A 25569-nucleotide genomic window follows, 5' to 3' on the forward strand; every position below is an offset into this window, starting at 1 on the left:
CCATGCACATCGACCTCGAGCCCCACCAGATCGCCCTGCGCGAGGAGCTGCGCGAATACTTCGCGGAGATCGTCACGCCCGAGGTGCGCGCCGGGCTGGCCTCGGCCACCGGCGAGTTCGGCGAGGCGGGCGTCTACAAGGACGTCATCCGCCGCATCGGCAAGGACGGCTGGCTCGGCATCGGCTGGCCGAAGGAGTACGGCGGCCAGGCCCGCTCGATGATCGAGCAGCTCATCTTCACCGACGCCGCGGCGATCGCCGGCGTGCCGATCCCCTACCTGACGCTCAACACCGTCGGGCCGACGATCATGCGCTACGGCACCGAGGAGCAGAAGGAGTACTTCCTCCCCCGCATCCTCGCCGGAGAGCTGCACTTCTCCATCGGCTACTCCGAGCCCGGCTCGGGCACCGACCTCGCCTCGCTGCAGACGAAGGCCTCCCTCAAGGGCGACGAGTGGGTGATCAACGGCCAGAAGATGTGGACCTCGCTCATCCAGTACGCCGACTGGATCTGGCTGGCGTGCCGCACCGAGCCCGACGCCCCGCGCCACAAGGGCCTGTCGATGATCCTCGTCCCGGCCGACGCGCCGGGCGTGACCTACACCCCGGTGCACACGGTGGCGGGTGTCGGCACCTCGGCCACCTACTACTCCGACGTGCGCGTGCCGGCGAGCAACCTCATCAGCGAGCGCGGCGGCGGCTGGGCCCTGATGACCGACCAGCTCAACGCCGAGCGCGTCGCCCTCACCTCGGCGGCGCCGCTGCAGCACTCGCTGCGCCTGGTCGTCGACTGGGCGCGCGAGACCTGCAACCCCGACGGCTCCCGCGTGATCGACGCCGAGTGGGTGCAGGCCGCACTCGGTCGCGCTCACGCGCGCATCGACGCCCTCACCCTCATCAACTGGAAGCTCGCCGCGGACGCCGACCACGGCGTCGCGCTCTCGCCCGCCGAGGCCTCGGCCACCAAGATCTACGGCTCCGAGATGGCCACCGAGGTGTACCGGGCGCTGATGGAGGTGGTGGGCCCGCACGCCGGCATCACGGGCGACTCCCCCGGCGCGGCCCTCGCCGGCCGGCTCGAGCGCTTCCACCGCTCCTCGCTGGTGATGACCTTCGGCGGCGGCACCAACGAGATCCAGCGCGACATCATCGGCTACATCGGCCTGGGTCTCCCGGCCGCCAAGCGGTAGGTCAAGGAGCAGAACCCATGGACTTCCTCTTCACCCCCGAGCAGGACGACGCCGCAGCCCTCGCCGCGCAGATCCTCACTGACCGCACCGGCACCGAGCGCCTCAAGCAGGTGGAGGCGGGCGGCGACCGTTTCGACCGGGCGCTGTGGGCCGAGCTCGACAGCGCGGGCCTGCTGAGCCTGCACCTGCCCGAGAGCGACGGCGGCGCCGGCCTCGGCCTCATCGAGCTGGCGCGCGTGCTCGTCGAGGTCGGCCGGCGCGTGGCGCCCCTCCCCTTCGCCGTCCACGGGGCGGCGACGGCGCTGCTCGCCGAGCGCGGGCGGGCCGTCGACACCTCGCTGCTCTACACCGCCGCCGTGGCCGAACCGCACGCGCACCTGCCGACGGAGCCGACGGTCACCGCCGACGCCGACGGAGCGCTCACGGGCACCAAGACCCTCGTGCGCGCAGGCATGGCCGCCGACGTGCTGCTGGTCACCGCCACCGGCCCGGAGGGCGCGGGCGTCTACCTTGTCGAGCCCGACGCCGCTGAGGGCGTGCGACGCGAGGCCCAGCGCACGAGCGACGGCGACGCCGCCGCCCTCATCAGCCTCGAGGCAACGCCCGCCACCCGCATCGGCGGACCCGAGACCGCCACCCTGCTCGGGCAGCTGCTCATCACCCTCGCGGCCGCCGAGCAGCTCGGCGTGACCGAGGGCGCGCTGCACCTGACCGCGGGCTACGCCAAGACCCGCGAGCAGTTCGGCCGCCCGATCGGCACCTTCCAGGCCGTGTCGCAGCGACTGGCCGACGGCTTCATCGACGTCCTCGGCCAGCGGCTCACCCTCTGGCAGGCCGTGTGGCGCTTGGCCGAGGGCCTGCCCGCAGCCACCGAGGTCGCCGTCGCGAAGCTCTGGGCGGCCGACGCCGGCCACCGCCTGGCGCACACCACGGTGCACGTGCACGGCGGGGTCGGCATCGACCTCGACGGCGAGGCGCATCGCTACTTCACCTCGGCCAAGCGCTTCGAGTTCCTCTTCGGCGGCGCCACCGAGCAGGCGCTGCTGATCGGGCGCGCCCTCGCCTCCTGAGCCGCCACGTGGCGACGTGGTGATGGAGCAGCAGCGGACCGTTCGCGACCACCTCCTCGCCCGCGTGGACGACGAGCGACCGGGCCTGCTCTTCGAGGACTCCGCCTGGACATGGGGCCAGGTGGTGACCGAGTCGGCCGCGCGGGCGGCGGTGCTGGGCGACCTGCTGCCCGCCGGCCGACCGCCGCACGTGGGTCTGCTGCTCGACAACCTGCCGGAGTTCCTCTTCGTGCTCGGCGGCGCCGCGCTCTCCGGCCGGGTGGCGGTGGGGCTCAACACCACGCGGCGCGGCGCGGCGCTGGCGGGCGACATCGCGCGGGCCGACGTCCAGGTGGTGCTCACCGAGCCCCGCCACCGGAGTCTGCTGCCCGACGACCTCGGCGTACCCGCGCTCGACGTGACCGGGCCCGAGTGGGCCGCGCTGCTGGCGGCCCATCGCGATGCTCCCCTGCCGACCGCGCACGTGGGCCTGGACGACCTGCTGATGCTCATCTTCACCTCCGGCACCTCGGGCGAGCCGAAGGCGGTGCGCGTGACCCACCGCAAGGTGGCCGGGCCGGGCGACCTGCTCGGCACGCGGTTCGGGCTGAGCGCGGGCGATGCGCAGGACGTCGCCTTTGTGGCGATGCCGCTGTTCCACTCCAACGCCGTGATGGCCGGGTGGGCGCCCGCCCTGGCCACGGGATCGACGGTGGCGCTGGCCCGTCGCTTCAGCGCCCGCGGGTTCATGCCCGACGTGCGCCGCTTCGGGGCGACCTACGCCAACTACGTGGGCAAGCCGCTGACCTACGTGCTCGACACACCGGCGGCGGCCGACGACGCCGACAACCCGCTGCGCCTGGTGTTCGGCAACGAGGCCAACGAGGGCGACATCACCGCGTTCGCCGAGCGCTTCGGGTGCGAGGTCGTCGACTCCTACTCCTCCACCGAGAACGCGGTCATCGTGCAGCGTCGGCCCGACATGCCGCCGGGGGCTCTCGGGTGGCCGCTGCCCGGCGTGGCGGTGCTCGACCCCGACACCGGTGAGGAGGTGCCGGACGCCGAGTTCGACGCGACCGGGCAGCTCCTCAACGTCGACGCTGCGATCGGCGAGCTGGTCAACACGGCCGGCGCAGGCGCCTTCGCCGGCTACTACAACGACCCCGCGGCCGAGGCGGAGCGGATGCGCGGCGGCCGCTACTGGTCGGGCGACCTGGCCTACCGCGACGCGGAGGGATGGATCTACTTCGCCGGTCGCTCGGGCGACTGGCTGCGCGTGGACGGCGAGAACATCGCCGCCGCACCCGTCGAGCGCGTGCTGCTGCGCCACCCGTCGATCGCCGAGGTGGCCGTGTACGCCGTGCCGGATCCACGCGTCGGCGATCGCGTGGCGGCGGCACTCGTGCTCCGCGGCCCGCTCACCCCCGACGGCCTCGAGGCCTTCCTCACCGCCCAGGACGACCTGTCCCCGAAGGCGTGGCCGAGCGTCGTCCGAGTGCTCGACGAGCTGCCGCGCACCGCGACCACCAAGGTGCTCAAGCGTGAGCTGCGCACGGATGTCGTCGCGGACGACGACCCGCGGGTGTGGCGGCGCGAGGAGCGCGGCACCTCCTACGCGGCCGGACTCAGCATCCCGGGCTAGAGGCCGTCCGGCCCCTCAGCGTCCTCCATGCTCAGTGCCTGGCTCAGCTGCAGGAACTCCCAGGCCGCCTCCGTGCGCCGGGCGATGTCGGTGAGGAGGTCCTCCACGGACGTCGCCTCGAGCAGCGCGACCTTGTCGTGAGGGCCGAGGTGGGCGATGCCGGCCAGCTGCCAGCTGCGGGTGAGCGGGTCGTCGTCCAACTCGACGTCGGGAGCGAAGGGGCTGTCGACGAACTCCACCGCAGCGGCCGCGATGCGACGCACCGTGGCCTCGGTGGTGGCGAGCAGGTCGAGGTGGGCGTCGTCCCAGACGAGGTCGTCGATCACCTCGATCTCGGCGCGTGGGTACGGGTCGTCGGGCAGCCACTGCGTCACGTTGAAGCGGCGCACGCCGGAGGCGAGGACGCCGAGCATGCCAGCGCCGACCTCGACCTGCCGGATGCGCGCCAGCGTGCCGATGTCGAAGCGGGTCTCGCCTCCACCGACCTCGTGCCCGCGCTCGATGAGGACGACGCCGAACTCGGGCTCGTCGCCGTCGATGAGCTCCTGCATCATCTGCAGGTAGCGCGGCTCGAAGACGCGCAGCGGGAGCGGCATGCCGGGCAGCAGCGTGGAGCCGAGCGGGAACATCGGCGCGATCCGGGTGCTCACCTCTCCATCGTGACAGCCGCCTCCCACCGACGCGACGGCTTCGGGAGGGTCAGCAGGTTCAGGAGCCCAGGCCGGCCGCGGCGTCGAGACGCGCCATCTCGTCCGCGCTGAGGACGAGGTCGGCGGCGGCCGCCGAGTCCCGCGCGGTCTCCGGGCGCGACGCCCCGGGGATCGGGACGACGACCGGCGCGGTCGCCAGCATCCGGGCGAGGACCACCTGCTGGGGGCTCACGCCGTGCTGCTCCGCCACCTCCGCGAAGGCGCCGAAGGTCTGGCCGACCTCGCCCGCCTTGGCGATGCCGCCGAGGGGCGACCAGGGCAGGAAGGCGATGCCGAGCTCGGCGCACAGGTCGAGCTCGGCGCGCGAGGAGGTGAAGGCCGGGGAGTACTGGTTCTGCACCGACACGAGCCGGCCGCCCAGGATCTCGTTGGCCTCGCGGATCTGGGCCGGGTCGGCGTTGGAGATGCCCGCGCGCTGGATCTTGCCGGCGTCGAGGAGCTCGGCGATGGCACCGACCGACTCGGCGTACGGAACGGACGGGTCCGGGCGGTGGAACTGGTAGAGCCCGATGGACTCCACCCCGAGGCGCCGCAGGGAGGCCTCGCACGCCTCGCGCAGGTGCTCCGGCCGACCGTCGAGCCCCCAGCCTCCGCCCTCGGTGCGGGTGTGGCCGCCCTTCGTGGCCACGAGGACGCTGTCGGTGGGCGCGCCCCACGAGGCGAGCGCCTCGGCGATCAGCACCTCGTTGTGACCGGCCTCCTGCGCGCTGTCGTCGAGCTGGTAGGCGTCGGCGGTGTCGATGAAGGTGACGCCGGCGTCGAGCGAGGCGTGGAGCGTCGCGATCGCGCGCTCGCGGTCGGGGCGGCCCTCCACGGACATCGGCATGCCGCCGAGGCCGATGGCGGAGACGGTGTGGTCGGCGATGGTGCGCGTCTGCATGGGCGGAGCGTTACCCGCCCGCCTGCTGGCCAGACGCCGACCGGGACGTTGTACCTGACACATCGCCGGCGCCCATCCGGCGCCGTCGCCGCCGCCGAACCTCCCCTGCGGGACGCATCGGGTGTCCCGGCTCACCCCATCGAGAGAGGTCACCCCCATGTCCCGACTCCGCCGCGGTCTCACCACCGCCATCACCACCGCCATCACCGGCGCCCTGGCCGCCGCCGCCCTCACCCTCACCGGCTCCGCCGCACCCGCCGGCGCATCGCCGGTCGCCACCACGAAGGCGGCGGGGCCGCTCGCACCGGTCCCGTCGGTCGACCTCCAGCGCTACCTCGGGCGCTGGGAGCAGGTCGCCGCCATCCCCCAGATCTTCCAGCTGCAGTGCGCCCGCAACTCCCGCGCCGTCTACACGGCCGTGGACGCCGACACCATCGGCGTCACCAACACCTGCAGCACCTGGCTCGGCGGCACGAGCACCGTCACCGGCAAGGCCGACGTGCTCGACCCGGTGACCAACGCCCAGCTGCGCGTCGGCTTCGACGGGATCCCCGCGTTCGGCGACACCACGAAGCCGAACTACGTGATCACCTACCTCGCCCCCGACTACTCCTGGGCCGTCGTGGGCGACCCCGACCGCAACTCCGGGTTCGTGCTCTCGCGCACCCCGAAGCTGCCCGTGACCAAGAAGGAGCTGAAGCGGGTCATCGAGTCCCGCGGCTACAACAGCTGCCTGTTCCTCAACACCCCCGTGGACGGCGGCCGCCAGGACCGCCTGCCGCTCTGCATCGCCTGACGCCTCCGCTCGAGCGCACGCCGGCCGGTCCCGCCCTCAGCGGGGCCGGCCGGTCGTCGTCCGCGAGGTGGCGGGGGCGAGCAGCGCGGCGGCGGGGCCACGCAGCCCGACCATGAAGAGGCCCTCGTCGCTGTCGGTGTACCAGACCTGGCGCCGGTCCACGTCCCACGCCGGCTGCGAGAGCGCGGAGCCGCCGTCGGGGCCCGGCACGTTGAAGTAGCCCACCTCGCGCGGACGACGCAGGTCGCTGAGGTCGAACAGCCGCAGGCCCGAGCCGATCATCGAGCAGGCCGCGATGCGCGGCTCACGCCGTGTCGGAACCGAGCAGTAGTGGCCGGCGTAGCCGCGGACGACCAGCGTGGCGCCGGGGTCGTTGACCAGGCGCGGACGCACCGTCGGGTCGTGCACCTGCAGGCGCAGGTTGGACACCACGACGGGCCGACGCAGGTCGGTGACGTCGATGATGCGGGCCGCCCCGACGGGGTTGGACGGCTGGTTGAAGCGGGTGAGGTCACCGAACAGGTCGCTGAACTCGTCGACCTCGAGCAGGTAGCGACGGCCGTCGCGCTCGAAGGGCTCAGCCACCTGCGGGATCGAGGACTCCGGCCAGGTGAGTCCTGAGATCCTGCGCATCCGAGGCTGCGGGCGCCGGTCCTGCACCTCGGAGACGTCGAGGATGTCCAGACCGGCGTCGGAGAGCAGCCTCGTGCCGCGCAGGGACGGGCTGCCGATGTTGGCCGCGAACAGGGTGCGTCCGTCGTCCGAAAGCCGCACGCCGTGGTAGACGACGCCGGTCTGCGTGGTGAGCACCTTCGGCGCCGACGGATCGGCCAGGTCGATGGCCGCGAGGGTGAAGCCCGCGGCCCCGGCGGAGTAGAAGGTGCGGCCGTCGGGGGCGAAGCCGCTCTCGTGGCCGAGCACACCCGACAGCGTGGTCGAGCGCAGGCGCGGGTGGCGGCAGTCGGCGCTCACGTCGTAGACGTCGAGGATGCCGGGGGCCGTGGCGAGGGTGCCGAACACCGCCGCCAGCAGACCGCGCTGCTGGTTGACGAGCAGCGACTCGTGCGGTTGCAGCATCGCGGGCGTGATCAGGTTGGCGGTGCGGACCGGCCTCGCAGGATCGGTCATGTCGACCGCGATCACACCGAGTCCGGGGCCACCCAGGAGCGCGGGCAGCAGATTGGTGCCGACCATGAGAGCGGAGTCGAAGTAGGCGCAGGTCCGCCCCGTGCGGTCGGTGTAGCGCTGCACCTTGAAGCCGCCCGAGCCGAGCTGCGAGCGGACGCCGAGACGACCGACCTGCACGGTGTTGCAGCGGTAGCCGCGCTCCGCCCTGCCGCTCGCGTAGTCGGCGGGCGGCACCCGCCCCTGGAGCGAGGTCTCGGGCAGGTCGCCGGCGGCGCACGTGGCCCTCGGCACCCCGGACAGCGGGAGGTCGCCGTCCTGCGCCTGGGCGAGCCCGAGCGCCCCGGCGACGAGTCCCGCCGCGAGCACCCCGGCACCGACGACCCTGGCCCAGGCCGGCCGGGGGCGCCGCGGGTGCCGCGGCCGGGGCATCAGATGCCGGCCAGTCCGTCGAGACGCTTGACGGTGTCCTGGAACTCGGCGACCAGGTCGGCCATCACCTCGGCCACCGGGCGCACCTCGTTCATCCGGCCCACGATCTGGCCAACCGGCATCGAGATCACGTCGGGGTCGCCGGAGGCGTTGATGCGGTTGTGCGCATCGGCCACGAGCAGGTTCTGCAGCGGCATCGGGAGCGGTGCCGGAGCGTCGTCCTCGGCCCAGGCCTGCGTCCACTTGGTCTTGAGCAGACGGGCGGGCTTGCCGGTGTAGATGCGGGTGCGCACGGTGTCGGACGACGTCGCCCGCAGGAAGGCGGTCTCCCAGCCCTGGTTGCTGGCGAGGTTGCGGTACTCCTCGGTGCCGAGCCAGATCGAGCCCATCCACACGCCCTGCGCGCCCAGCGCGAGCGAGGCGGCGATCTGGCGGCCCGAGCCGATGCCGCCGGCGCCGAGCACGGGCACATCCGGACCGACGGCGTCGACGACCTCGGGGGTGAGCACCATCGAGGCGATCTCCCCGGTGTGGCCGCCGGCCTCGTAGCCCTGCGCGATGATGACGTCCACGCCGTTGGCGACGTGGCTCTGCGCGTGCTTGGCGGTGCCTGCGAGCGCACCCACCTTGATGCCCGCCGCGTGGGCCTTCTCGATCACGTCTACCGGCGGGCTGCCGAGGGCGTTGGCGATGAAGACCGGCCGGTGCTGCAGCGCGACGTCGAGGTGCGAGCGCGCCACCGAGTGCAGCCAGCCGAGCACGCCCTCGCGCCCCTCACCCTCGGGCAGCGGCGGCACGCCGAGCTTGAGCAGCGTCTCGTCGACGAACCTGCGGTGCTCCTCGGGGATGTAGCTCGACAGGTCGGTCGAGGTGCCCTCGGTGGGCACCTTCATCGGCATCACGATGTCGACGCCGTACGGCTTGCCGTCGGTGTTCTCGTCCATCCACGTGAGGGTCTTCTCGAGCTCCTCGGTGTCGTTGAAGCGCACGCACCCGAGCACGCCGAGACCGCCCGCGCGGCTGACCGCGGCGGCGACGTGCTCGGAGGGGGTGAAGGCGAGGATGGGGTACTCGATGCCGAAGGCGTCGCAGATCGGGGTGCGCACGAGGGGCTCCTGGGGTCCGGTGTGGGGTCGGGGCGGGCGTTCAGGCGTTGGCGGGTGCGGACGGCGCCAGCGTGGTGCGGTCGGCGAAGGCCATCTCCTTGGCTCGGGGGTACTGCGCCTTGCCGGTGGCGTTGCGCGGGATCTCGGGCACGACCGTGAGCGCCCGCGGCAGCTTGTAGCCCGAGAGGTGGGCGCGCAGGAAGGTGCGCAGCTCCTCGAGCTCGATGACGTGACCGGGGCGGGGCTCGACGACAGCGGTGACGGCTTGGCCGTACTTCTCGTCGGGCAGACCCACCACGAGGACGTCGTACACACCGGGGTGGGCCTTGATGGCCTGCTCGACCTCCTCGGGGTAGACCTTCTCGCCGCCGGTGTTGATGCAGTTCGATCCGCGACCCAGCAGCGTGATCCGGTTGCCCTCCTCAATGCGGGCGTTGTCGCCGGGGATCGAGTAGCGCACGCCGTCGACGGTGATGAAGGTGCGGGCCGACTTCTCGGGGTCCTTGTAGTAGCCCACCGGCACGTTCCCGGCCCGGGCCGTGCGCCCCACCTTGCCGACGTCGGCGACCGGGTCGAGCGGGCGGTCGTCGTCCCCGAGGATCACGGTGGTGGCGGGGATGGAGACCACCGGGCCGTCGGTCGACAGCGCGCTGGCGTCCTGCAGGCCCGTGCCCTGGAAGCCGGTCTCGGAGGAGCCGATCGAGTCGGTGAACACGGCGTTCGGGAAGGCCCGCATCCACCGCTCCTTCACCGACTTGGAGAAGATCGCCGCGCTGGAGGCGATGGCGAAGAGCGTCTGCCCGTCGAAGTCACCGGCCTCGTAGGCGTCGATGAGGGGCACCGCCATCGCGTCGCCCGTCATGAAGAGCAGCTGGACGCCGTGACGGTCAACGAGCTCCCACGTGCGAACCGGGTCGAACTTGGGCTCGAGGATCGTCAGCTGACCCGCGAAGAGGTGCATGAGCAGCGAGGCCTGGGCGCCGCCGTGCATGAGCGGGCTGAGCGGGAGGGTGACCAGGCTGTCCTGCAGCGCCTTCTTCGACTGGTCGTACTCCTCCAGCGGCTCGCCCGTCATGAAGTCGATGCCGCCGCCGAGCACGCGCCAGAAGTCCTCGTGCCGCCACATCACTCCCTTCGGGAAGCCCGTGGTGCCGCCGGTGTAGATGATGTGGATGTCGTCGGGGCTGCGCTCGCCGAAGTCGCGCTCAGGACTGCGACCCTCGAGCGCCTCGGCGAGGGTCACGCCCCCGAACGCGGACAGGTCGCTCGCGTCGTCGGGTTCGAGGGGGTCGGGCAGGGCGACGACGGCGCGCATCGGCGGCACCGAGGGGGCCACCTCGGCCACGAGCGGCGCGTACACCCGGTCGTGCACGAGACCGACGAGGTCGGCGTTGTCGAAGAGGTAGGTGAGCTCACCGGCGACGTAGCGGTAGTTCACGTTGATCGCCACGGCCCGCACCTTGAGGATCGCAACGAGCGCGACGACGTGCTCGATGCTGTTCTTGGCGTAGAGCCCGACGTGGTCACCGACACCGATGCCACGCTCCGCGAGGAAGTGGGCCAGCCGGTTCGCGTCGGCCTCGAGCTCGGCGAAGGTGATCACCCGCTCGCCCACCTGCACGGCGGGTTTGTCAGGGACGGCGTCCACGGCGTGCTCGAACAGATCGGCGATGTTGAGGGCCACGGCGCGAGACTAGAACACGTTCCAGTTTTTCGCTACCGTCTCGCCCATGTCCCTCACCGACGCCCCCGCGACCGCCGTCGACCGCGGCCCCGACTGCCTCGTCGAGCAGGACGGCCACAAGCTCGTCGTCACGATGAACCGCCCCGAGCGGCGCAACGCCCTGTCGAGCGAGATGCTGCGGATCATGGAGTCCGCGTGGGACCGGGTGAACGACGACCCCGAGATCCGCGTGTGCATCCTCACCGGCGCCGGCGGCTACTTCTGCGCGGGCATGGACCTCAAGACCGCCGACGCCAAGCCGCCGAGCGAGAGCTTCGAGTCGGGCGAGTACGACCCGACCGTGATCAAGGGCCTGCTCAAGGGCTTCCGGCTCACCAAGCCGCTCATCGCCGCGGTCGAGGGGCCCGCGATCGCCGGCGGCACCGAGATCCTGCAGGGCACCGATATCCGCGTCGCCGGCGAGTCGGCCCGCTTCGGCGTCGCCGAGGCGCGCTGGTCGCTCTACCCGATGGGCGGCTCGGCTGTACGGCTCCCCCGCCAGATCCCGTACACGGTGGCTGCCGAGCTGCTGCTGACCGGCCGCACGCTCAAGGCGCCCGAGGCCAAGGACCTCGGCCTCATCGGCCACGTGGTGCCCGACGGCGAAGCCCTGGCGAAGGCGCACGAGATCGCCGACCTCATCGCCGCCAACGGCCCCCTCGCCGTCCAGGCCATCCTCAAGACGATGCGCGACTCCGAGGGCAGGCACGAGGACGACTGCTGGGCCGACGACGCCCGCATCGGCGCGGCCGTGTTCTCCTCGGACGACGCCAAGGAGGGTCCCCGGGCGTTCCTGGAGAAGCGGGCGCCGCAGTTCCGGGGGCGCTGAGGCCGCTCCGGCGGCGCAGACTCACCGGCGCCGGCCCGCGTCTCGCGGCCAGGGATCGTGGTAGCAAGGGCCCATGGAGGCCCTCTTCGCCCTGTTCGTCGTCGCCTTCATCGCGCTCTGCTTCGCGGCTGTCCCGGTGCTCATCGTCGTCGGCCTGCGCAACGCCAAGAAGCGCCGCGAGAGCATCGCCGCCTGGGCGCGCGACCGCGAGTGGGAGTACCGGCCGAGCGACCACGCCCTGGTCGATCGGTTCCAGGGCGCTCCCTTCGGCCGCGGCTCCGGCCGCCGTGCCACCAACGTGGTGCTCGGGCGCTACCTCGGACGCGACTTCACCGCCTTCGACTACCACTGGACGACGGGCAGCGGCGACGACAGCACGTCCCACGGCGCCACGGTGCTGGCGCTGCACCTCGGCGTCCACGCACCCGAGCTGGCGGTGGGTCCGACGACGACGCTGCGTCGCTGGGTCGACGGGCTGACCGGCCGCGACATCGAGATCGGCGACCCGGCCTTCGACCAGGCCTTCACCGTGCACTCGTCCTCGCCGGAGTTCGCGCGCGACGTCCTGCTCTCGGAGGTGCGCGACGTCATGCGCGCCTTCCCGACGCTGTCGTGGCGCATCACCGGCGACTCGATCCTGGCGGTCCGCCCCGGCGGAGCCGCCATCGCGCTGCTGGAGCAGCAGCTGCAGGCGATGTCGGACCTGCTGGACCGCATCCCGCAGCACGTGTGGGACCGCCTGCGCGGCGAGACGCCGCGCTGACCGCCCTGCCCGGTCAGCCGATCGAGCGCTCGCCCGTCCAGAAGCGAGCGCGCAGTGCCTTCTTGTCGGGCTTGCCGAGCGCGGTGAGGGGCAGTGAATCCGCGGCGATCACCTGCTTCGGCACCTGCACCGACCCCTTGCGCTCCTTCACGCTCGCCTGGATCTCGGCGATCACCGCCTCGGTGAGCTCACATCCCTCCCGCAGGACGACGACCGCGGTGACCGCCTCGCCGAACTTCTCGTGCGGCGTGCCGATCACGCCCACCTGCGCCACCGCGGGATGCTCGGCGACGACGTCCTCGACCTCGCGGGGGAAGACGTTGAAGCCGCCGGTGACGATCATGTCCTTCGTGCGGTCGACGATGTACCAGTAGCCGTCGGCGTCCTCGCGGGCCACGTCGCCGGTGTGCATCCATCCGTCGCGGAAGGTCTCGGCGGTGGCCTCCGGCAGCTGCCAGTAACCCGCGGCGAGGAGCGGGCCCGCGACGCAGATCTCGCCCGGCTCCCCCGGTGCCACCGGGTTGCCGTCGCCGTCGAGCAGCGCCGTGCGCAGGTAGGCCGACGGTCGACCGCACGAGGTGAGGCGGTGCTCGAGCGGGCGGCCCTCGTCGTCCACGTGGGCGGACTTGGGGAAGTAGCTGATCACCATCGGCGCCTCGGACTGCCCGTAGTACTGCGCGAAGATCGGGCCGAAGCGCTCGATGGCCTCCTTCAGGCGCACCGGGTTGATGGCGGAGGCGCCGTAGTAGACGGTCTCGAGCGACGACAGGTCGCGCGTGCGGGAGTCGGGGTGGTCGAGCAGGGCGTAGAGCATCGTCGGCACCAGCATCAGCGAGTTGATGCGCTGCTCCTCGATCGTGCGCAGCACGTCGGCGGGGTCGAAGCGGGCGGAGACGAAGAGCGTGCCGCCCTGCAGCACGACCGGCACGAAGAACGCGGCGCCGGCGTGCGAGAGCGGCGTGCACATCAGGAAGCGCGGCTCGGCCGGCCACTCCCACTCGGCCATCTGGATCTGCGCCATGGTGGCGAAGGCGCGTGCGGTGCCGATGACGCCCTTCGGCTTGCCCGTGGTGCCGCCGGTGTAGGTGATCGAGGTGATGTGGTCGGGCTCGAGCAGCGCGGCTTCGAAGGGGCGCGGCTCGAAGGAGGCGGCCACGGCGGTGAGGTCGGTGCCGACGTCGGCCAGCTGTGCGGGCACCGGACCGATCGTGAGCACCTGCTTGAGGCCCGGGCACGCCGCGAGCAGCTCGACGGCGCGATCGGCGAAGTAGGGGTCGATCACGAGCACCGAGATGCCGGCGTCGTTGATCACGTAGGCGTGGTCGTCGGCCGAGCCGAGCGGGTGGAGCGACGTGCGCTGGAACCCCTGGGTCTGGCCGGCGCCGAGGATGAAGAGGACCTCGGGGCGATTGAGCGCCAGCAGCGCGCCGGCGGTGCCGCGTCCGGCGCCCAGCGACTCGAAGGCCTGGATGTACTGCGAGATGCGCTCGGCGGTCTGGCGACCGGTGAGCGTGACGTCGCCGAGGTGGACGATGGGCCGCTCGGCGTGGCGCTTGAGGGCGGCGACCATCAGGTGGCCGTTGTGGGCGGGGGTGCGGAGCGCGTCGGTCACTCGCGCAGATTAGAACGCGTTCTACTTTCGGGGCAAGGGTGCGGCGGCCCCCATCAGCCGGCAGGACGACGCTCGATCGGCGCCACCAGAGGGCGCACGCCCCCGAGGCGCCGGTGGAAGCGGACCTGGTCGCCATGCGCGTCCAGCACCTGCCACAGGGCACGGTGGGCGGCCCAGGGCAGCGGCTCGGCGCCCGTCGTCCACCGCGAGCCGAAGCTGATCCACACCGGCACCCAGTGGGCGGCGCAATCCCACGCCCCGCGCTGCGCCTCGACGAGCCGGCGACGCAGCTGGAAGGCCTGGCGCTCGCCGTCGACGCAGATCGGGGCCGTGCGCACCGGCCACACCCACAGGTCGAGCTGCATCAGCTCGAACTCCAGGTCGGCCAGCAGGGCAGGGTCGACCAGCACCGTGGCGACGTTCTCGTGCGGCTCGCGCCTCATGGCCACGACGGTAACCGCCACCGCCGACACTGCCCAGGGTCGGACCGGCGGGCACCAGCGGTGCGCCCCGGCTCAGGCGAGGAGCTCGGCGACCTGCCGGATCTCCTCGGGCGTGCGCGAGCTCAGCAGCAGCGTGGTGACGCCCGACTCGCCCCACTGCGCGACCTTCTCGCGCACCTCGCCGGGCGTGCCGATGATGTGGAGGTCGTCGACGAGCTCATCGGGGATGAGCGCCGTGGCGTCGTCCTTGCGGCCCGAGAGGTAGAGCTCCTGCACCTTGGTGGCGAGGTCGCCGTAGCCCATGCGGGTGAAGACCTGGGTGTGGAAGTTCTGCTCCTTGGCCCCCATTCCGCCCATGTAGAGCGCGGCGAACGGCTTCATGGCGTCGAGGGCCGCCTGTTTGGCGGCGGCGTCGGGGACGATCTGGAGGTGGCAGGTCGCGGAGATCTCGAAGGTCTCGCGGGTGCGGCGCGCACCGGGCCGGGCGAAGCCCTCGTCGAGCCACGGCTGGTACATCGCCGCGCTGCCGGGGGTGTAGAAGATCGGGATCCAGCCGTCGGCGATCTCGGCGGTCTGCGCCACGTTCTTCGGCCCCTCGGCGCCCAGCCAGATCGGCAGGTCGGCGCGCAGCGGGTGCACGATGGGCTTCAGCGGCTTGCCGAGGCCCACCGATCCCGGCCCCCGGTAGGGCAGCGGGTGGTGCGGGCCGTCGTTGGTCACCGGCGCCTCCCGGGCCAGCACCTTGCGGATGATGTCGACGACCTCACGGGTGCGCGCGAGCGGCTTCTCGAAGGGCTGGCCGTACCACCCCTCCACCACCTGGGGCCCACTCACGCCCATGCCGAGGATCATCCGACCGTTCGAGAGGTGGTCGAGGGTCAGCGCGTGCATCGCGATCGAGGTCGGCGTGCGGCCCGACATCTGCACGATGGACGTGCCGAGGCGCAGGCGCGTGGTGCTGCGACCCCACCACGCCAGGGGCGTGAACGCGTCGCTCCCCCAGGCCTCCGCGGTGAACACGGAGTCGAAGCCCGACTCCTCGGCCGCCTCGACGAGCTCACCGGCATTGGCGGGCGGCTGTGCGCCCCAGTAGCCCAGCTGCAGTCCCAACCTCATGGCGGCATCATGCCGGTAACCGCGTGACCAATCTAGAACGTGTTCCACTTTTGTCGAGAACGTGTTTCACTTCGCTCCATGAGCCGAACCCTCTCGGCGCCCGTGACGGTCGCCTTCGACTACACCCGGTCCACCGGCCCGGTGCTCGGCCGGTTCCTCTCCGGCATCCGCGACGGCCGCTTCGTCGGCGCCCGCCTCGCCGACGGCCGCGTCGCCGTCCCTCCCCCCGAGTTCGACCCGGTCAGTCACACCGCCACCGCCGACTTCGTCGACCTCCCCGACACGGGCACGGTCACCTCGTGGACGTGGGTCTCGGAGCCCGTCAAGCACCAGCCGTTCGACCGCCCCTTCGCCTTCGCGCTCATCACCCTGGACGGCGCCGACACGCCATTCCTCCACGCCGTCGACGTCGCCTCGCCCGACGAGATCCGCACCGGCCTGCGGGTGCGGGCCCGGTGGGGCGCCGAGCGCACCGGCGTGATCACCGACGTCGTCTTCGAGCCGCTTCCCGACACCGCGGACGGCGAGGGCGCCGCGCCGTCGTCCACCGCCGACGCGGAGGCGCTGACGGGCATCGTGACGCCGGTCAGCCTCGACTACACCTACGCCGCCTCGCCGGAGGAGTCGGCGTTCTTCCGCGGGCTCGCCGAGGGCCGCATCCTCGGCCAGCGATGCCCCGCCTGCCGGAAGGTCTACGTGCCCCCGCGGCCGGCCTGCCCGACCGACGGGGTGCCCACCGAGGAGGAGATCGAGCTCTCCGACACGGGCACCGTCACGACCTTCTGCATTGTCAACGTGCCGTTCATGGGCCAGAAGATCGCGCCGCCCTACGTGTCGGCCTACATCCTGCTCGACGGCGCGGACATCGCCCTGCAGCACCTCATCCTCGACATCCCGGCCGACGAGGTGCGCATGGGTCTGCGGGTCAAGGCGGTGTGGAAGCCGCGCGACGAGTGGGGCACCTCGATCGAGAACATCAGCCACTTCTCCCCCACCGGCGAGCCCGACGCGGACTACGCCACCTACCAGCACCACCTCTGAGCGGGAAAGGAACCCCCATCATGCGTGACGTCGCCGTCGTCGGGTTCGCCCAGCGACAGATGCAGGACTACGACGGTTCGCCGCAGTGCGCCGAGCTGCTGGTGCCGCTGTTCGCCGAGTGCTACGAGCAGACCGGGTGGACGAAGAAGGACATCGGCTTCTGGTGCTCGGGATCCTCCGACTACCTGGCCGGACGGTCGTTCTCGTTCGTCAGCGCCATCGACGCCATCGGCGTGCTGCCGCCGGTCAACGAGTCGCACGTCGAGATGGACGCCGCCTGGGCGCTCTACGAGGCCTGGCTGAAGATCCAGACCGGCGAGGTCGACACCGCGCTGGTGTTCGGCTTCGGCAAGAGCTCGGCCGGCACCCTGCGCCGCACCCTCGCCCTGCAGCTCGACCCCTACACGATGACGCCGCTGTGGCCCGACACCGTGTCGATCGCGGCCCTGCAGGCGCGCCTCGGCATCGACGCGGGCCTGTGGGACGAGGCCGCCATGGCCGAGGTCGTGGACCGCTCGCTCACCGACGCGGAGAAGAACGAGTACGCCGTACGCGCCGGCGGCTCGTCGGTCGAGGACCTCCTGGCCCGGCCGATGTTCGCCGACCCGCTGCGCAAGCACGACGCCGCACCCGTCACCGACGGTGCCGCCGCCATCGTGCTGGCGGCCGGCGATCGGGCGCGCGACGTGCGCGACCGACCGGCCTGGATCACGGGGCTCGCGCATTGCAGCGACGGCCTGCACCTGGGCACGCGCGACCTGACCCGGTCGTCGTCCGCCGCGAAGGCGGCCGCGGCCGTCGGCGCGCTCGACGGGGTCGAGATCGCCGAGCTCCACGCGCCGTTCAGCCACCAGGAGCTGATCCTGCGCCGCGAGCTGGGCGAGGCGGGTCTGCCCGACGACGTGCGGATCAACCCGTCGGGGGGCGCACTCGCGGGCAACCCGATGTTCACCGGCGGTGCGATCCGCATCGGCGAGGCCGCCCGCCGCATCTGGGACGGCACGGCCGACAAGGTGCTCGGCCACGCCACCAGCGGCCCGGCGCTGCAGCAGAACCTGGTGTGCGTGATGGAGGGGAGCAACTGATGGGCAAGACACCCGCAGCCGTGATCGGGGTCGGCCAGACCCACCACCGCGCCAAGCGCGACGACGTGTCGATGGCCGGCCTGTGCCGCGAGGCCATGGACCGAGCCCTCGAGGACGCCGGGCTCACGCTCGACGAGATCGACGCGATCGTGGTCGGCAAGGCCCCCGACCTGTTCGAGGGCGTGATGATGCCGGAGCTGTACCTGGCCGAGGCGCTCGGCGCAGCCGGCAAGCCGCTGCTGCGCGTGCACACGGCCGGCTCCGTGGGTGGATCGACGGCGATCGTCGCCGCCTCGCTCGTGCAGGCCGGGGTGCACAAGAAGGTGCTCACCGTCGCCTTCGAGAAGCAGTCGGAGTCCAACGCCATGTGGGCGCTGTCGGTCCCGGTGCCCTTCGTGATGCCCGTGCACGCCGGCGCGGGCGGCTACTTCGCCCCCCACGTGCGCTCCTACATCCGCCGATCCGGGGCTCCGACGCACATCGGTGCGATCGTCGCCGCCAAGGACCGGACCAACGCGCTCGACAATCCCTACGCCCACCTGCGGGAGGAGAAGACGGTCGAGGCCGTGCTCGCGTCGCAGATGCTCTGGGACCCCATCCGCTACGAGGAGACCTGCCCGTCGTCCGACGGGGCGTGCGCCCTGGTGATCGTCGACGAGGACGTCGCCCGCACCTCGCCGAACCCGGCCTGGATCCACGGCACGGTGATGCGCTCGGAGCCCACCACGGCGGCCGAGCGCGACCAGGTCAACCCGCAGGCGGGACGCGAGGCCGCGGCGGCCCTGTGGAAGCAGGCCGGCATCACGAATCCGATCGAGCAGATCGACGCGGCCGAGATCTACGTGCCGTTCTCGTGGTTCGAGCCGATGTGGCTGGAGAACCTCGGCTTCGCCGCCGAGGGCGAGGGTTGGAAACTCACCGAGGCGGGTGAGACCGCGCGGGGCGGCCGGATCCCGGTCAACGCCTCCGGCGGCGTGCTGTCGTCGAACCCGATCGGCGCCTCCGGGATGCTGCGCTTCGGCGAGGCCGCGCTGCAGGTGCGCGGGGCCGCGGGCGACCACCAGGTCGACGGCGCCCGCCGCGCGCTGGGCCACGCCTACGGCGGCGGCTCGCAGTTCTTCGCCATGTGGATCGTCGGCGCGGAGAAGCCGAGCAACTAGCGACCGGGCGCTGCTGTCGCATCTCCTGCGCACGGCGGCCCCCGGCACCCACGCGGACTCGTGGGAGCCGGGGGCCGCGCCGTAGGCTGGGGTACGTGATCGAGCTGCGCACCCCGACCCAGATCGAGCAGATGCGGCCGGCCGGCCGCTTCGTCGCCTCGGTGATCAAGGCCCTCGCCGAGAAGGCCGACGTCGGCGTCAACCTCCTCGAGCTCGACGAGCTGGCGCACCGGATGATCAAGGACGCCGGTGCCGAGTCCTGCTACATCGACTACCACCCCTCCTTCGGCGCCAGCCCGTTCGGCAAGGTCCTGTGCACCTCGGTCAACGACGCTGTGCTGCACGGCCTGCCGCACGACTACACCCTCGCCGACGGCGACCTGCTCTCCGTCGACTTCGCGGTCGCCGTCGACGGGTGGGTCGCCGACTCCGCCCTCTCGGTCATCGTCGGCACGCCGAACCCGAAGGACCAGTGGCTCATCGACGTCACCCAGCGCGCCCTGGACGCCGGCATCGACGCCGCCCGCGCCGGCAACCGACTGGGCGACATCTCCGCCGCGATCGGCGACGTCGCCCGGTCGGAGGGCCTCACGGCCAACCTGCAGTTCGGCGGCCACGGCGTCGGGCGCACGATGCACGGCGAGCCCCACGTGCCCAACGACGGCCGCCCCGGTCGAGGGCTGAAGCTCAAGCCGGGCCTCGTGATCGCCATCGAGCCGTGGTTCCTCCACACCACCGACGAGATCGTCTTCGACCCCGACGGTTGGACCATCCGCAGCGCCGACGGTTCGCGCGGCGCCCACGTGGAGCACACGGTGGCCATCACCGACGGCGACCCGATCGTGCTCACCGCGCGCGACTGACCGCGACTGACGGCGTCCGCGTTCAGCACAGACGGCTACGGGCCGGCGTCCTCGAGGTGAGGACGCCGGCCCGTGCGCGTCGATCTGGCCGCGGCGCCCGGCGCCGCGAAGGGTTCGTGACCTCGGTCAGCTCATCGATCCGTAGATGAAGCCGAAGACGCCCGCAGCGACCCCGAGGCCCACGATCAGCCACAGCGAGATCCAGGCCAGGCCGTGCATCCCGTGCTGGTAGTGGTTGTCGGAGTAACCCTGGAACTTCTGCTCGTTGACGTCGCTCATCGCAAACTCCTGTGTATGTCTCACCGGCCGCGGGGCCTCGGCCCCGGCAGCACGGTACTGCACCGACACGGTCGTCACGGACGACCTACCCGGAGAACGGGTCGCAGGTCCGTCGGGTTCCGCGGACCTGCGACCCGCCACCGCAGCTTCGGTCAGCGGTAGTCGACCTGCATGCGCTTGATGGCGTTGAGCCACCCCGAGCGCAGGCGCTCGGGCTCGCCGGCGAGCTTGATGTCAGGCGCGAGGTCGGCGAGCGCCTCGAAGATCAGCTTGATCTCCATGCGGGCCAGGTTGGCGCCGATGCAGTAGTGCGCACCGTGTCCGCCGAAGGCGACGTGCGGGTTCTTCTCGCGGGTGATGTCGAAGCGGAAGGGGTCCTCGAACACGGCGTCGTCGAAGTTGGCGGAGGCGTAGAAGAGGCCGACACGCTCCCCCTTCTTGATCTCCTGACCCGCCAGCACAGTGTCCTTCTTGGCGGTGCGCTGGAAGACCGTGACGGGCGTGGCCCAGCGGATGACCTCGTCGACCATCGTGTCGGGGCGCTCGGCCTTCCACAGCTCCCACTGGTCGGGGTTCTGCAGGAAGGCGTGCATGCCGTGGCTGATGGCGTTGCGCGTGGTCTCGTTGCCGGCGACGGTCAGCAGGATCACGAAGAAGCCGAACTCGTCGTTGGTGAGCGCGCCGTGGTCGTCGTCCTGGCCCACGGAGATGAGCTTGGTGACGATGTCGTCCTGCGGGTTGGCGCGGCGCTCATTGGCGAGGTTGTCGAAGTAGACCAGGATCTCCATGGACGCCGTGGCCGGATCGGCGCCGATGTCAGGGTCGTCGTAGCCCATCATCTGGTTCGACCACTCGAACAGCTTCTTGCGGTCCTCCTGCGGCACGCCGAGGAAGTCGGCGATCGCCTGCAGGGGCAGCTCCGCGGCGAGGTCCTCGACGAAGTCGCCGGAGCCGCGCTCCACCGCCTCCTGCACGATCTGGTGGGCGCGCTCGCGCAATCCCTCCTTCAGCGCCGCGATCGCGCGCGGGGTGAAGCCGCGCGAGACGATGCCGCGCATCTTGGTGTGGCTGGGCGGGTCGTGGTGGATGAGCATCGCGCGCTGCACCTCGACCTGGTCGCGGGTCATGTCGGGGGCGAAGCGGATGATCACCCCGTTCTCCTCGGTCGACCAGTGCTCGTTGTCCTTCGACACCTCGCGCACCTCCTGGTGGCGGGTGCACGCCCAGTAGCCGCTGTCGAGGAAGCCCGCCCGGGCCTCGGGGATCTGCTCGACCCAGTGGATCGGTGCGTGCGAACGCAGCGCGCGGAACTCGTCGTGCGGCAGCGCGACGGCGTTGATGTCGGGATCCGTGGGATCCCAGCCCTGCGGGAGGAGGAGCTCGGTCACGCGAGGAACCTTTCGGCGAACGGGTGGAGGGATGGTCCTCGAACGGCGCGCCGGACGCCCGGAGGGGCACGTGACCCACGTCACTGCAACGCGTTCTAGGCGCAGACTACAGACACTCGCCCGATGACGAAAGGCTTTCGTAAAGTCGATCCCCGGATGCCGCGCGACTGGTGGAACGTGTTCTAGTTCTGGGCTAGGGTGCGCCGCATGGGCACTCCTGTGATCGTCGACGCCGTCCGCACTCCCCTGGGCCGCCGGCGCGGCTGGCTCGCCGGCCTCCACCCCGTGCAGACCCTCGGCGCGGTGCAGGCCGAGGTGCTGCGCCGGGCCGGTGTCGACCCCGCGCTCGTCGACCAGGTCGTGGGCGGCATCGTCACCCAGGCCGGCGAGCAGTCGAACGGCACCGTGCGCCGCGCCTGGCTCTACCAGGGCCTGCCGATCGCGACCGCCGGCACCAGCCTCGACGCCCAGTGCGGGTCAGGCCAGCAGGCCACCCACCTCGTCAGCGACATGGTCGCCGCGGGCTCCATCGACGTCGGCATCGCCTGCGGTGTGGAGATGATGTCGCGGGTGCCGCTCGGCGCCAACGTGCCCGCTGGCACCGGCGACCCGCGCCCCGCGGACTGGACGATCGACATGCCCAACCAGTTCGAGGCCGCCGACCGCATCGCTCGCCACCGCGGCATCTCCCGCGCCGACCTCGAGGCCCTCGGGCTCGCCTCCCAGCAGAAGGCGCGCGTCGCCGTCGACGAGGGCCGCTTCAAGCGCGAGATTATGCCGATCGACGCCCCCGTACTGGACGACGAGGGCTCGCCCACCGGCGACACCCGCGTCGTCGACACCGACCAGGGTCTGCGCGACACCACCGCGGAAGGCCTCGCCGGCCTGCGCCCGGTGCTGCCCGACGGCCTGCACACCGCCGGCACGTCGTCGCAGATCTCCGACGGCGCCGCGGCGCTGCTCATCATGGACGAGGCCAAGGCGCGCTCGCTCGGCCTGCGCCCCCGCGCCCGCATCGTCACCCAGACCCTCGTCGGCTCCGACCCCTACTTCCACCTCGACGGCCCGGTCGACGCCACCCGCAAGGTGCTCGAGCGCACCGGGATGGCGATCTCCGACTTCGACCTGTTCGAGGTGAACGAGGCGTTCGCGAGCGTCGTCCTCTCGTGGGCGGGGGTGCACGGCGTCGACCTCGACAAGGTCAACGTCAACGGCGGCGCCATCGCCCTCGGCCACCCCGTCGGCGCCACCGGCGTCCGCCTCATCACCACCGCCCTCCACGAGCTCGAGCGCCGCGACGCCTCCACCGCCCTCATCTCCATGTGCGCCGGTGGCGCCATGGCCACCGGCACCGTCATCGAGCGGCTCTGAGGCTCGCCGGCGTCGGGATTCACCGGTGCACCGGTGAATCCCGTGCTGGTCGTATGAAGCTTCAGCCGACCAGCACGAGATTCGGTCGAGTAGTCGCGCTCCCATCATTCTGAGCGGACGACGCTCGCCCCACGCGTCACAGGCCAGCGCAGGCGTTCTCCACATTCACCGACCCCAGCAGCCTTCTCCACAGCCAGCGGCCGCAGTCGTCCGAGACGGCCGCATCGCGGGGAGGCTCGGACCATGCTTGCTTCACTCGCCGACGAACACGGCCTCCTCCTCCGGGGACGCGTCCTCGATGCTGGCTTCACCGACGACGCGATCACGCGCGTCATACGGCGCGGGGAGCTGGTGCGGATCCGCCACGGCGCCTATGCCTTGGCCGAGGTGTGGTCCGGCCTCGCCCCGGTCGAGCGCCACCTGCTCCGCGCGCGGGCGGTGCGCCTGAGGTACGGGCCGCACATCGCACTGTCCCACGTCAGCGCCCACCTGCTGCGAGGCGGATCGTCGTGGCAGCTCCCGCTGGACGGCGTGCACATCACCCACCTCGACGGCCGCATCGGACGCCGGCAGGCGGGCGTCGTCCACCATGGCGGTTGCTGCCGTGTCGGCGACCTGACCCGCGACGAGCTCGGCTGGATCACGACGCCGGCGCGCACCGCCCTCGAGGTCGCGAGCAGGCTCCCGCGGGATCCCGCGGTGGCCCTGATCGACTGGTACCTCCAGCAGGGCCTCGCCTCGCACGAGGAGATGAAGGCGGTGTTCGACTCGATGACGACCTGGCCCGGGACGCTCGCCCTCCAGGTGTCACTCCGCCTCGCTGACGGCTTGGCCGAGTCGGTGGCCGAGACCCTGTTCCGCCTGCTGTGCCACGATGCCCAGCTGCCGCGACCGACCGCCCAGTTCGAGATCCGCGACGGTCGACGTTTCGTCGCTCGCGTCGACTTCGCCTGGCCGAAGCACAAGGTCATCGTCGAGATCGACGGCGAGGAGAAGTACCACCGGTTCCGACGTCCGGGCGAGTCGATCGAGGCGATGGTGGTCCGGGAGAAACGGCGAGAGGACGACGTCCGCGAGGTCACCGGGTGGATCGTCATCCGTCTGACCTGGGCCGACCTCCAGAACCCCGCGCGCACGGTGGCACGCCTCCGCCGTGCGTTCGCAAAGGCCGCCTGACTGCGGCGGGCTTGATGCACGGCACCGCCGACTGGTCGACCAAAACTCGTGCTTCCTGGCTGAAGTTTCAGGTGACCAGCAAGGGATTCGCCGGTGCACCGGTGAATCTCACGCCCCGTACACCGGCTCCGGGGCAGGCGCCTGAGCGAGCAGCGACCGCAGCGCAGGGCCGACGTCGCCGGCCTGCCACCGCGCGCCGGCATCGGACGACGGGCCGTGCCGCCAGCCGTCCTCGACCGTGATGACGGATCCGTCGATCTCGATGACGCGGCCGGTCACGTCGCCGGCGTCCTCGCTGGCGAGCCAGGCGACGACGGGTGAGTTGTCCTCGGGCAGGGCCATGGCGGAGGTGTCGAAGGCGCCCTCGGTCATGCGGGTGCGGGCGACGGGGGCGATGGCGTTGACGGTGACGCCGTAGCGGCCCATCTCCTGGGCCGCCACGAGGGTGAGGCCCGCGATTCCGGCTTTCGCGGCCGAGTAGGTGGCCTGGCCCACCGAGCCCTGCAGGCCCGCTCCGGAGGAGGTGTTGATGACCCGGGCGGCACGCTGGCGCCCCGCCTTGGCCTCGGCGCGCCAGTAGGCGCCGGCGTGGCGCAGGGGCGCGAAGTGGCCCTTGAGGTGCACGCGGACGACGGCGTCCCACTCCTCCTCGGAGGTGTTGACGAGCATGCGGTCGCGCACGAACCCGGCGTTGTTGACGAGGATGTCGAGGCCGCCGAAGGTCTCGATCGCCTGGTGCACCATCGCCTCCGCGGCGGCGAAGTCGGCGACGTCCGCGCCGTTGACGACCGCCTCGCCGCCCGCAGCACGGATCTCCTCGACCACTGCGTGCGCGGGCGACTCCTCGCCCACCTCGCCGGCGAGGCTCACGCCGTAGTCGTTCACCACCACCGCCGCCCCGTGCCGGGCCAGCTCGAGCGCATGGGCGCGCCCGATGCCGCGGCCGGCTCCGGTGACGATGGCGATGCGGCCCTCCAGCAGACGGGTCATGACTCTCCTCGATCGGTGGTGTCCTCGGCCGCGGCGGCACCGGCGCGGGCGATGTGCAGGAAGACGGGCAGCTCGCCGCCGCCGTGGCAGGCGAGCGTGGCGCCCGATACGTAGGAGGCGAGGTCGCTGGCGAGGAAGGCGACAGCCCGCCCCACCTCGTGGACGTCGGCCATGCGCCCGGCCGGGATCGTGGCCTCGATCGCCGCGACCGTGGCGTCCCCGCCGTAGTGGTCGGCGGTGTCGGCGGTGCGCACGAGGCCGACGTCGACGGCGTTGACACGCACCCGCGGCCCCCACTCTTGAGCCAACGAGGCCGTGAGGGAGTCGACGCCGGCCTTCGCGGCACCGTAGGCCGCCGTGCCGGGCGAGGGACGCGTGGCGGAGATGGAGGAGATGTTGACGATCGCCCCGCCCGTGGGCTGCTGGCGCATCACCCGCTCCGCGGCCTGGCTGACCAGCAGCACCGACGCCAGGTTGAGGCCGAGGATCTTGTCGTGGAAGCGAGGCGAGGCGTCCGCGACGAGGGCGTGGGGCGCTCCCCCGGCGTTGTTGACGACGACGTCGAGGCGCCCGTGCCGCTCGGTGATCGCGGCGACCAGCCGGGCGACGTCCTCGGGGTCGCGGACGTCGGCCTCGACGTGCTCCGCACCGGAGGGCGGCTCGGCCGGTGAGCGTCCGCACGTCACCACCGCGGCGCCCGCCTCGAGCAGCACCTCGGTGATGCCGCGGCCGATGCCGCGCGCCCCGCCGGTGACGAGGGCGACGCGCCCGGCGAGGTCGATCTCGAGTGCCATGTCGGC

At 71.9% G+C, this 25569-nt stretch carries 24 protein-coding genes; 12 read left to right on the top strand and 12 right to left on the bottom strand.

Translation table 11 applies throughout. The features are described 5' to 3' along the window. The first annotated feature begins 2 nt into the window (after positions 1-2). From ACERUN_RS12530 to ACERUN_RS12540, 3 genes are read left to right on the top strand one after another with little or no spacing between them, the layout of a single operon-like run. The gene (locus ACERUN_RS12530; RefSeq protein ID WP_370290326.1) at positions 3-1190 is read left to right on the top strand and encodes an acyl-CoA dehydrogenase family protein; all 1188 of its coding nucleotides are present in this window, start codon (positions 3-5) and stop codon (positions 1188-1190) included. Between the two features lie 17 nt (positions 1191-1207). Next, positions 1208-2260, top strand: a complete 1053-nt coding sequence (locus tag ACERUN_RS12535) for an acyl-CoA dehydrogenase family protein (protein WP_370290327.1) — start codon at positions 1208-1210, stop codon at positions 2258-2260. A gap of 22 nt (positions 2261-2282) precedes the next feature. Next, on the top strand, positions 2283-3881 hold the full coding sequence (locus ACERUN_RS12540) for a long-chain-fatty-acid--CoA ligase (protein ID WP_370290328.1): 1599 nt from the start codon (positions 2283-2285) through the stop codon (positions 3879-3881). On the opposite strand, the gene ACERUN_RS12545 is transcribed toward ACERUN_RS12540, so the two are convergent. Together ACERUN_RS12545 and ACERUN_RS12550 are read right to left on the bottom strand one after the other, a co-directional pair. Beyond that, a complete protein-coding gene (locus tag ACERUN_RS12545) occupies positions 3878-4531 on the bottom strand; it encodes an LON peptidase substrate-binding domain-containing protein (protein WP_370290329.1) in 654 nt (217 codons plus the stop codon). The two genes, ACERUN_RS12540 and ACERUN_RS12545, sit on opposite strands and share 4 nt — an antisense overlap. Before the next feature lie 58 nt (positions 4532-4589). Then, complete coding sequence (locus tag ACERUN_RS12550; protein ID WP_370290330.1) at positions 4590-5471, bottom strand: aldo/keto reductase; 882 nt, start codon at positions 5469-5471, stop codon at positions 4590-4592. Between the two features lie 157 nt (positions 5472-5628). On the opposite strand from ACERUN_RS12550, the gene ACERUN_RS12555 reads away from it, so the two are divergent. Further along, on the top strand, positions 5629-6267 hold the full coding sequence (locus ACERUN_RS12555) for a lipocalin family protein (RefSeq protein ID WP_370290331.1): 639 nt from the start codon (positions 5629-5631) through the stop codon (positions 6265-6267). A gap of 36 nt (positions 6268-6303) precedes the next feature. Here the strand turns inward: ACERUN_RS12555 and ACERUN_RS12560 are convergent, their stop codons facing one another. The 3 genes from ACERUN_RS12560 to ACERUN_RS12570 form a co-directional block, all read right to left on the bottom strand. Beyond that, complete coding sequence (locus tag ACERUN_RS12560; protein ID WP_370290332.1) at positions 6304-7761, bottom strand: LVIVD repeat-containing protein; 1458 nt, start codon at positions 7759-7761, stop codon at positions 6304-6306. Between the two features lie 62 nt (positions 7762-7823). Beyond that, positions 7824-8930 carry an NAD(P)H-dependent flavin oxidoreductase gene (locus ACERUN_RS12565; RefSeq protein ID WP_370290333.1) on the bottom strand — a complete coding sequence of 369 codons (1107 nt, stop codon included), beginning with the start codon at positions 8928-8930 and terminating at the stop codon, positions 7824-7826. A gap of 40 nt (positions 8931-8970) precedes the next feature. Next, entirely contained in the window at positions 8971-10614 is a 1644-nt protein-coding gene (locus ACERUN_RS12570) for an acyl-CoA synthetase (protein WP_370290334.1), read from the bottom strand. 46 nt (positions 10615-10660) lie between these two features. Between ACERUN_RS12570 and ACERUN_RS12575 the strand changes: the two genes are divergently transcribed. Beyond that, a complete protein-coding gene (locus ACERUN_RS12575) occupies positions 10661-11482 on the top strand; it encodes a crotonase/enoyl-CoA hydratase family protein (RefSeq protein ID WP_370290335.1) in 822 nt (273 codons plus the stop codon). A 73-nt stretch (positions 11483-11555) separates the two neighbouring features. Beyond that, positions 11556-12245 carry a hypothetical protein gene (locus ACERUN_RS12580; protein ID WP_370290336.1) on the top strand — a complete coding sequence of 230 codons (690 nt, stop codon included), beginning with the start codon at positions 11556-11558 and terminating at the stop codon, positions 12243-12245. Positions 12246-12258: 13 nt separating this feature from the next. Here the strand turns inward: ACERUN_RS12580 and fadD8 are convergent, their stop codons facing one another. The 3 genes from fadD8 to ACERUN_RS12595 all read right to left on the bottom strand — a co-directional run bounded on the left by fadD8 (position 12259) and on the right by ACERUN_RS12595 (position 15416). Beyond that, complete coding sequence (fadD8, locus tag ACERUN_RS12585; RefSeq protein ID WP_370290337.1) at positions 12259-13857, bottom strand: fatty-acid--CoA ligase FadD8; 1599 nt, start codon at positions 13855-13857, stop codon at positions 12259-12261. A 53-nt stretch (positions 13858-13910) separates the two neighbouring features. Further along, entirely contained in the window at positions 13911-14300 is a 390-nt protein-coding gene (locus ACERUN_RS12590) for a hypothetical protein (protein ID WP_370290338.1), read from the bottom strand. Between the two features lie 72 nt (positions 14301-14372). Beyond that, positions 14373-15416 (bottom strand): LLM class F420-dependent oxidoreductase, encoded by a 1044-nt coding sequence (locus tag ACERUN_RS12595; RefSeq protein ID WP_370290339.1) that lies wholly within the window; start codon positions 15414-15416, stop codon positions 14373-14375. A gap of 78 nt (positions 15417-15494) precedes the next feature. Between ACERUN_RS12595 and ACERUN_RS12600 the strand changes: the two genes are divergently transcribed. From ACERUN_RS12600 to map, 4 genes are all read left to right on the top strand, one after another. After that, positions 15495-16457 carry a Zn-ribbon domain-containing OB-fold protein gene (locus ACERUN_RS12600; protein ID WP_370290340.1) on the top strand — a complete coding sequence of 321 codons (963 nt, stop codon included), beginning with the start codon at positions 15495-15497 and terminating at the stop codon, positions 16455-16457. A 20-nt stretch (positions 16458-16477) separates the two neighbouring features. Further along, positions 16478-17542 carry a thiolase domain-containing protein gene (locus tag ACERUN_RS12605; protein ID WP_370290341.1) on the top strand — a complete coding sequence of 355 codons (1065 nt, stop codon included), beginning with the start codon at positions 16478-16480 and terminating at the stop codon, positions 17540-17542. After that, positions 17542-18702: a thiolase domain-containing protein gene (locus tag ACERUN_RS12610; RefSeq protein ID WP_370290342.1), complete on the top strand. Its 1161-nt coding sequence runs from the start codon at positions 17542-17544 to the stop codon at positions 18700-18702. The genes ACERUN_RS12605 and ACERUN_RS12610 overlap by 1 nt, the downstream gene beginning before the upstream one ends. Before the next feature lie 95 nt (positions 18703-18797). Further along, the gene (gene map, locus ACERUN_RS12615) at positions 18798-19565 is read left to right on the top strand and encodes a type I methionyl aminopeptidase (RefSeq protein ID WP_370290343.1); all 768 of its coding nucleotides are present in this window, start codon (positions 18798-18800) and stop codon (positions 19563-19565) included. Positions 19566-19691: 126 nt separating this feature from the next. Here map and ACERUN_RS12620 read toward each other — a convergent pair whose 3' ends face one another. Both ACERUN_RS12620 and ACERUN_RS12625 read right to left on the bottom strand, forming a co-directional pair. Further along, positions 19692-19844 (bottom strand): hypothetical protein, encoded by a 153-nt coding sequence (locus ACERUN_RS12620; RefSeq protein WP_370290344.1) that lies wholly within the window; start codon positions 19842-19844, stop codon positions 19692-19694. A gap of 152 nt (positions 19845-19996) precedes the next feature. Continuing rightward, positions 19997-21232, bottom strand: coding sequence for a cytochrome P450 (locus ACERUN_RS12625; RefSeq protein ID WP_370290345.1), 1236 nt, complete (start codon positions 21230-21232; stop codon positions 19997-19999). Positions 21233-21439: 207 nt separating this feature from the next. Between ACERUN_RS12625 and ACERUN_RS12630 the strand changes: the two genes are divergently transcribed. Further along, positions 21440-22603 carry a steroid 3-ketoacyl-CoA thiolase gene (locus tag ACERUN_RS12630; protein ID WP_370290346.1) on the top strand — a complete coding sequence of 388 codons (1164 nt, stop codon included), beginning with the start codon at positions 21440-21442 and terminating at the stop codon, positions 22601-22603. Positions 22604-22846: 243 nt separating this feature from the next. Further along, positions 22847-23779 (top strand): type IV toxin-antitoxin system AbiEi family antitoxin domain-containing protein, encoded by a 933-nt coding sequence (locus ACERUN_RS12635; RefSeq protein ID WP_370290347.1) that lies wholly within the window; start codon positions 22847-22849, stop codon positions 23777-23779. A 108-nt stretch (positions 23780-23887) separates the two neighbouring features. Here ACERUN_RS12635 and ACERUN_RS12640 read toward each other — a convergent pair whose 3' ends face one another. Continuing rightward, positions 23888-24769 carry an SDR family oxidoreductase gene (locus tag ACERUN_RS12640; protein ID WP_370290348.1) on the bottom strand — a complete coding sequence of 294 codons (882 nt, stop codon included), beginning with the start codon at positions 24767-24769 and terminating at the stop codon, positions 23888-23890. After that, positions 24766-25563 (bottom strand): SDR family oxidoreductase, encoded by a 798-nt coding sequence (locus tag ACERUN_RS12645; RefSeq protein WP_370290349.1) that lies wholly within the window; start codon positions 25561-25563, stop codon positions 24766-24768. The genes ACERUN_RS12640 and ACERUN_RS12645 overlap by 4 nt, the downstream gene beginning before the upstream one ends. Positions 25564-25569 lie beyond the last annotated feature (6 nt).

The sequence above is a fragment of the Nocardioides sp. genome, from assembly GCF_964229035.1.
Taxonomy (GTDB): domain Bacteria; phylum Actinomycetota; class Actinomycetes; order Propionibacteriales; family Nocardioidaceae; genus Nocardioides.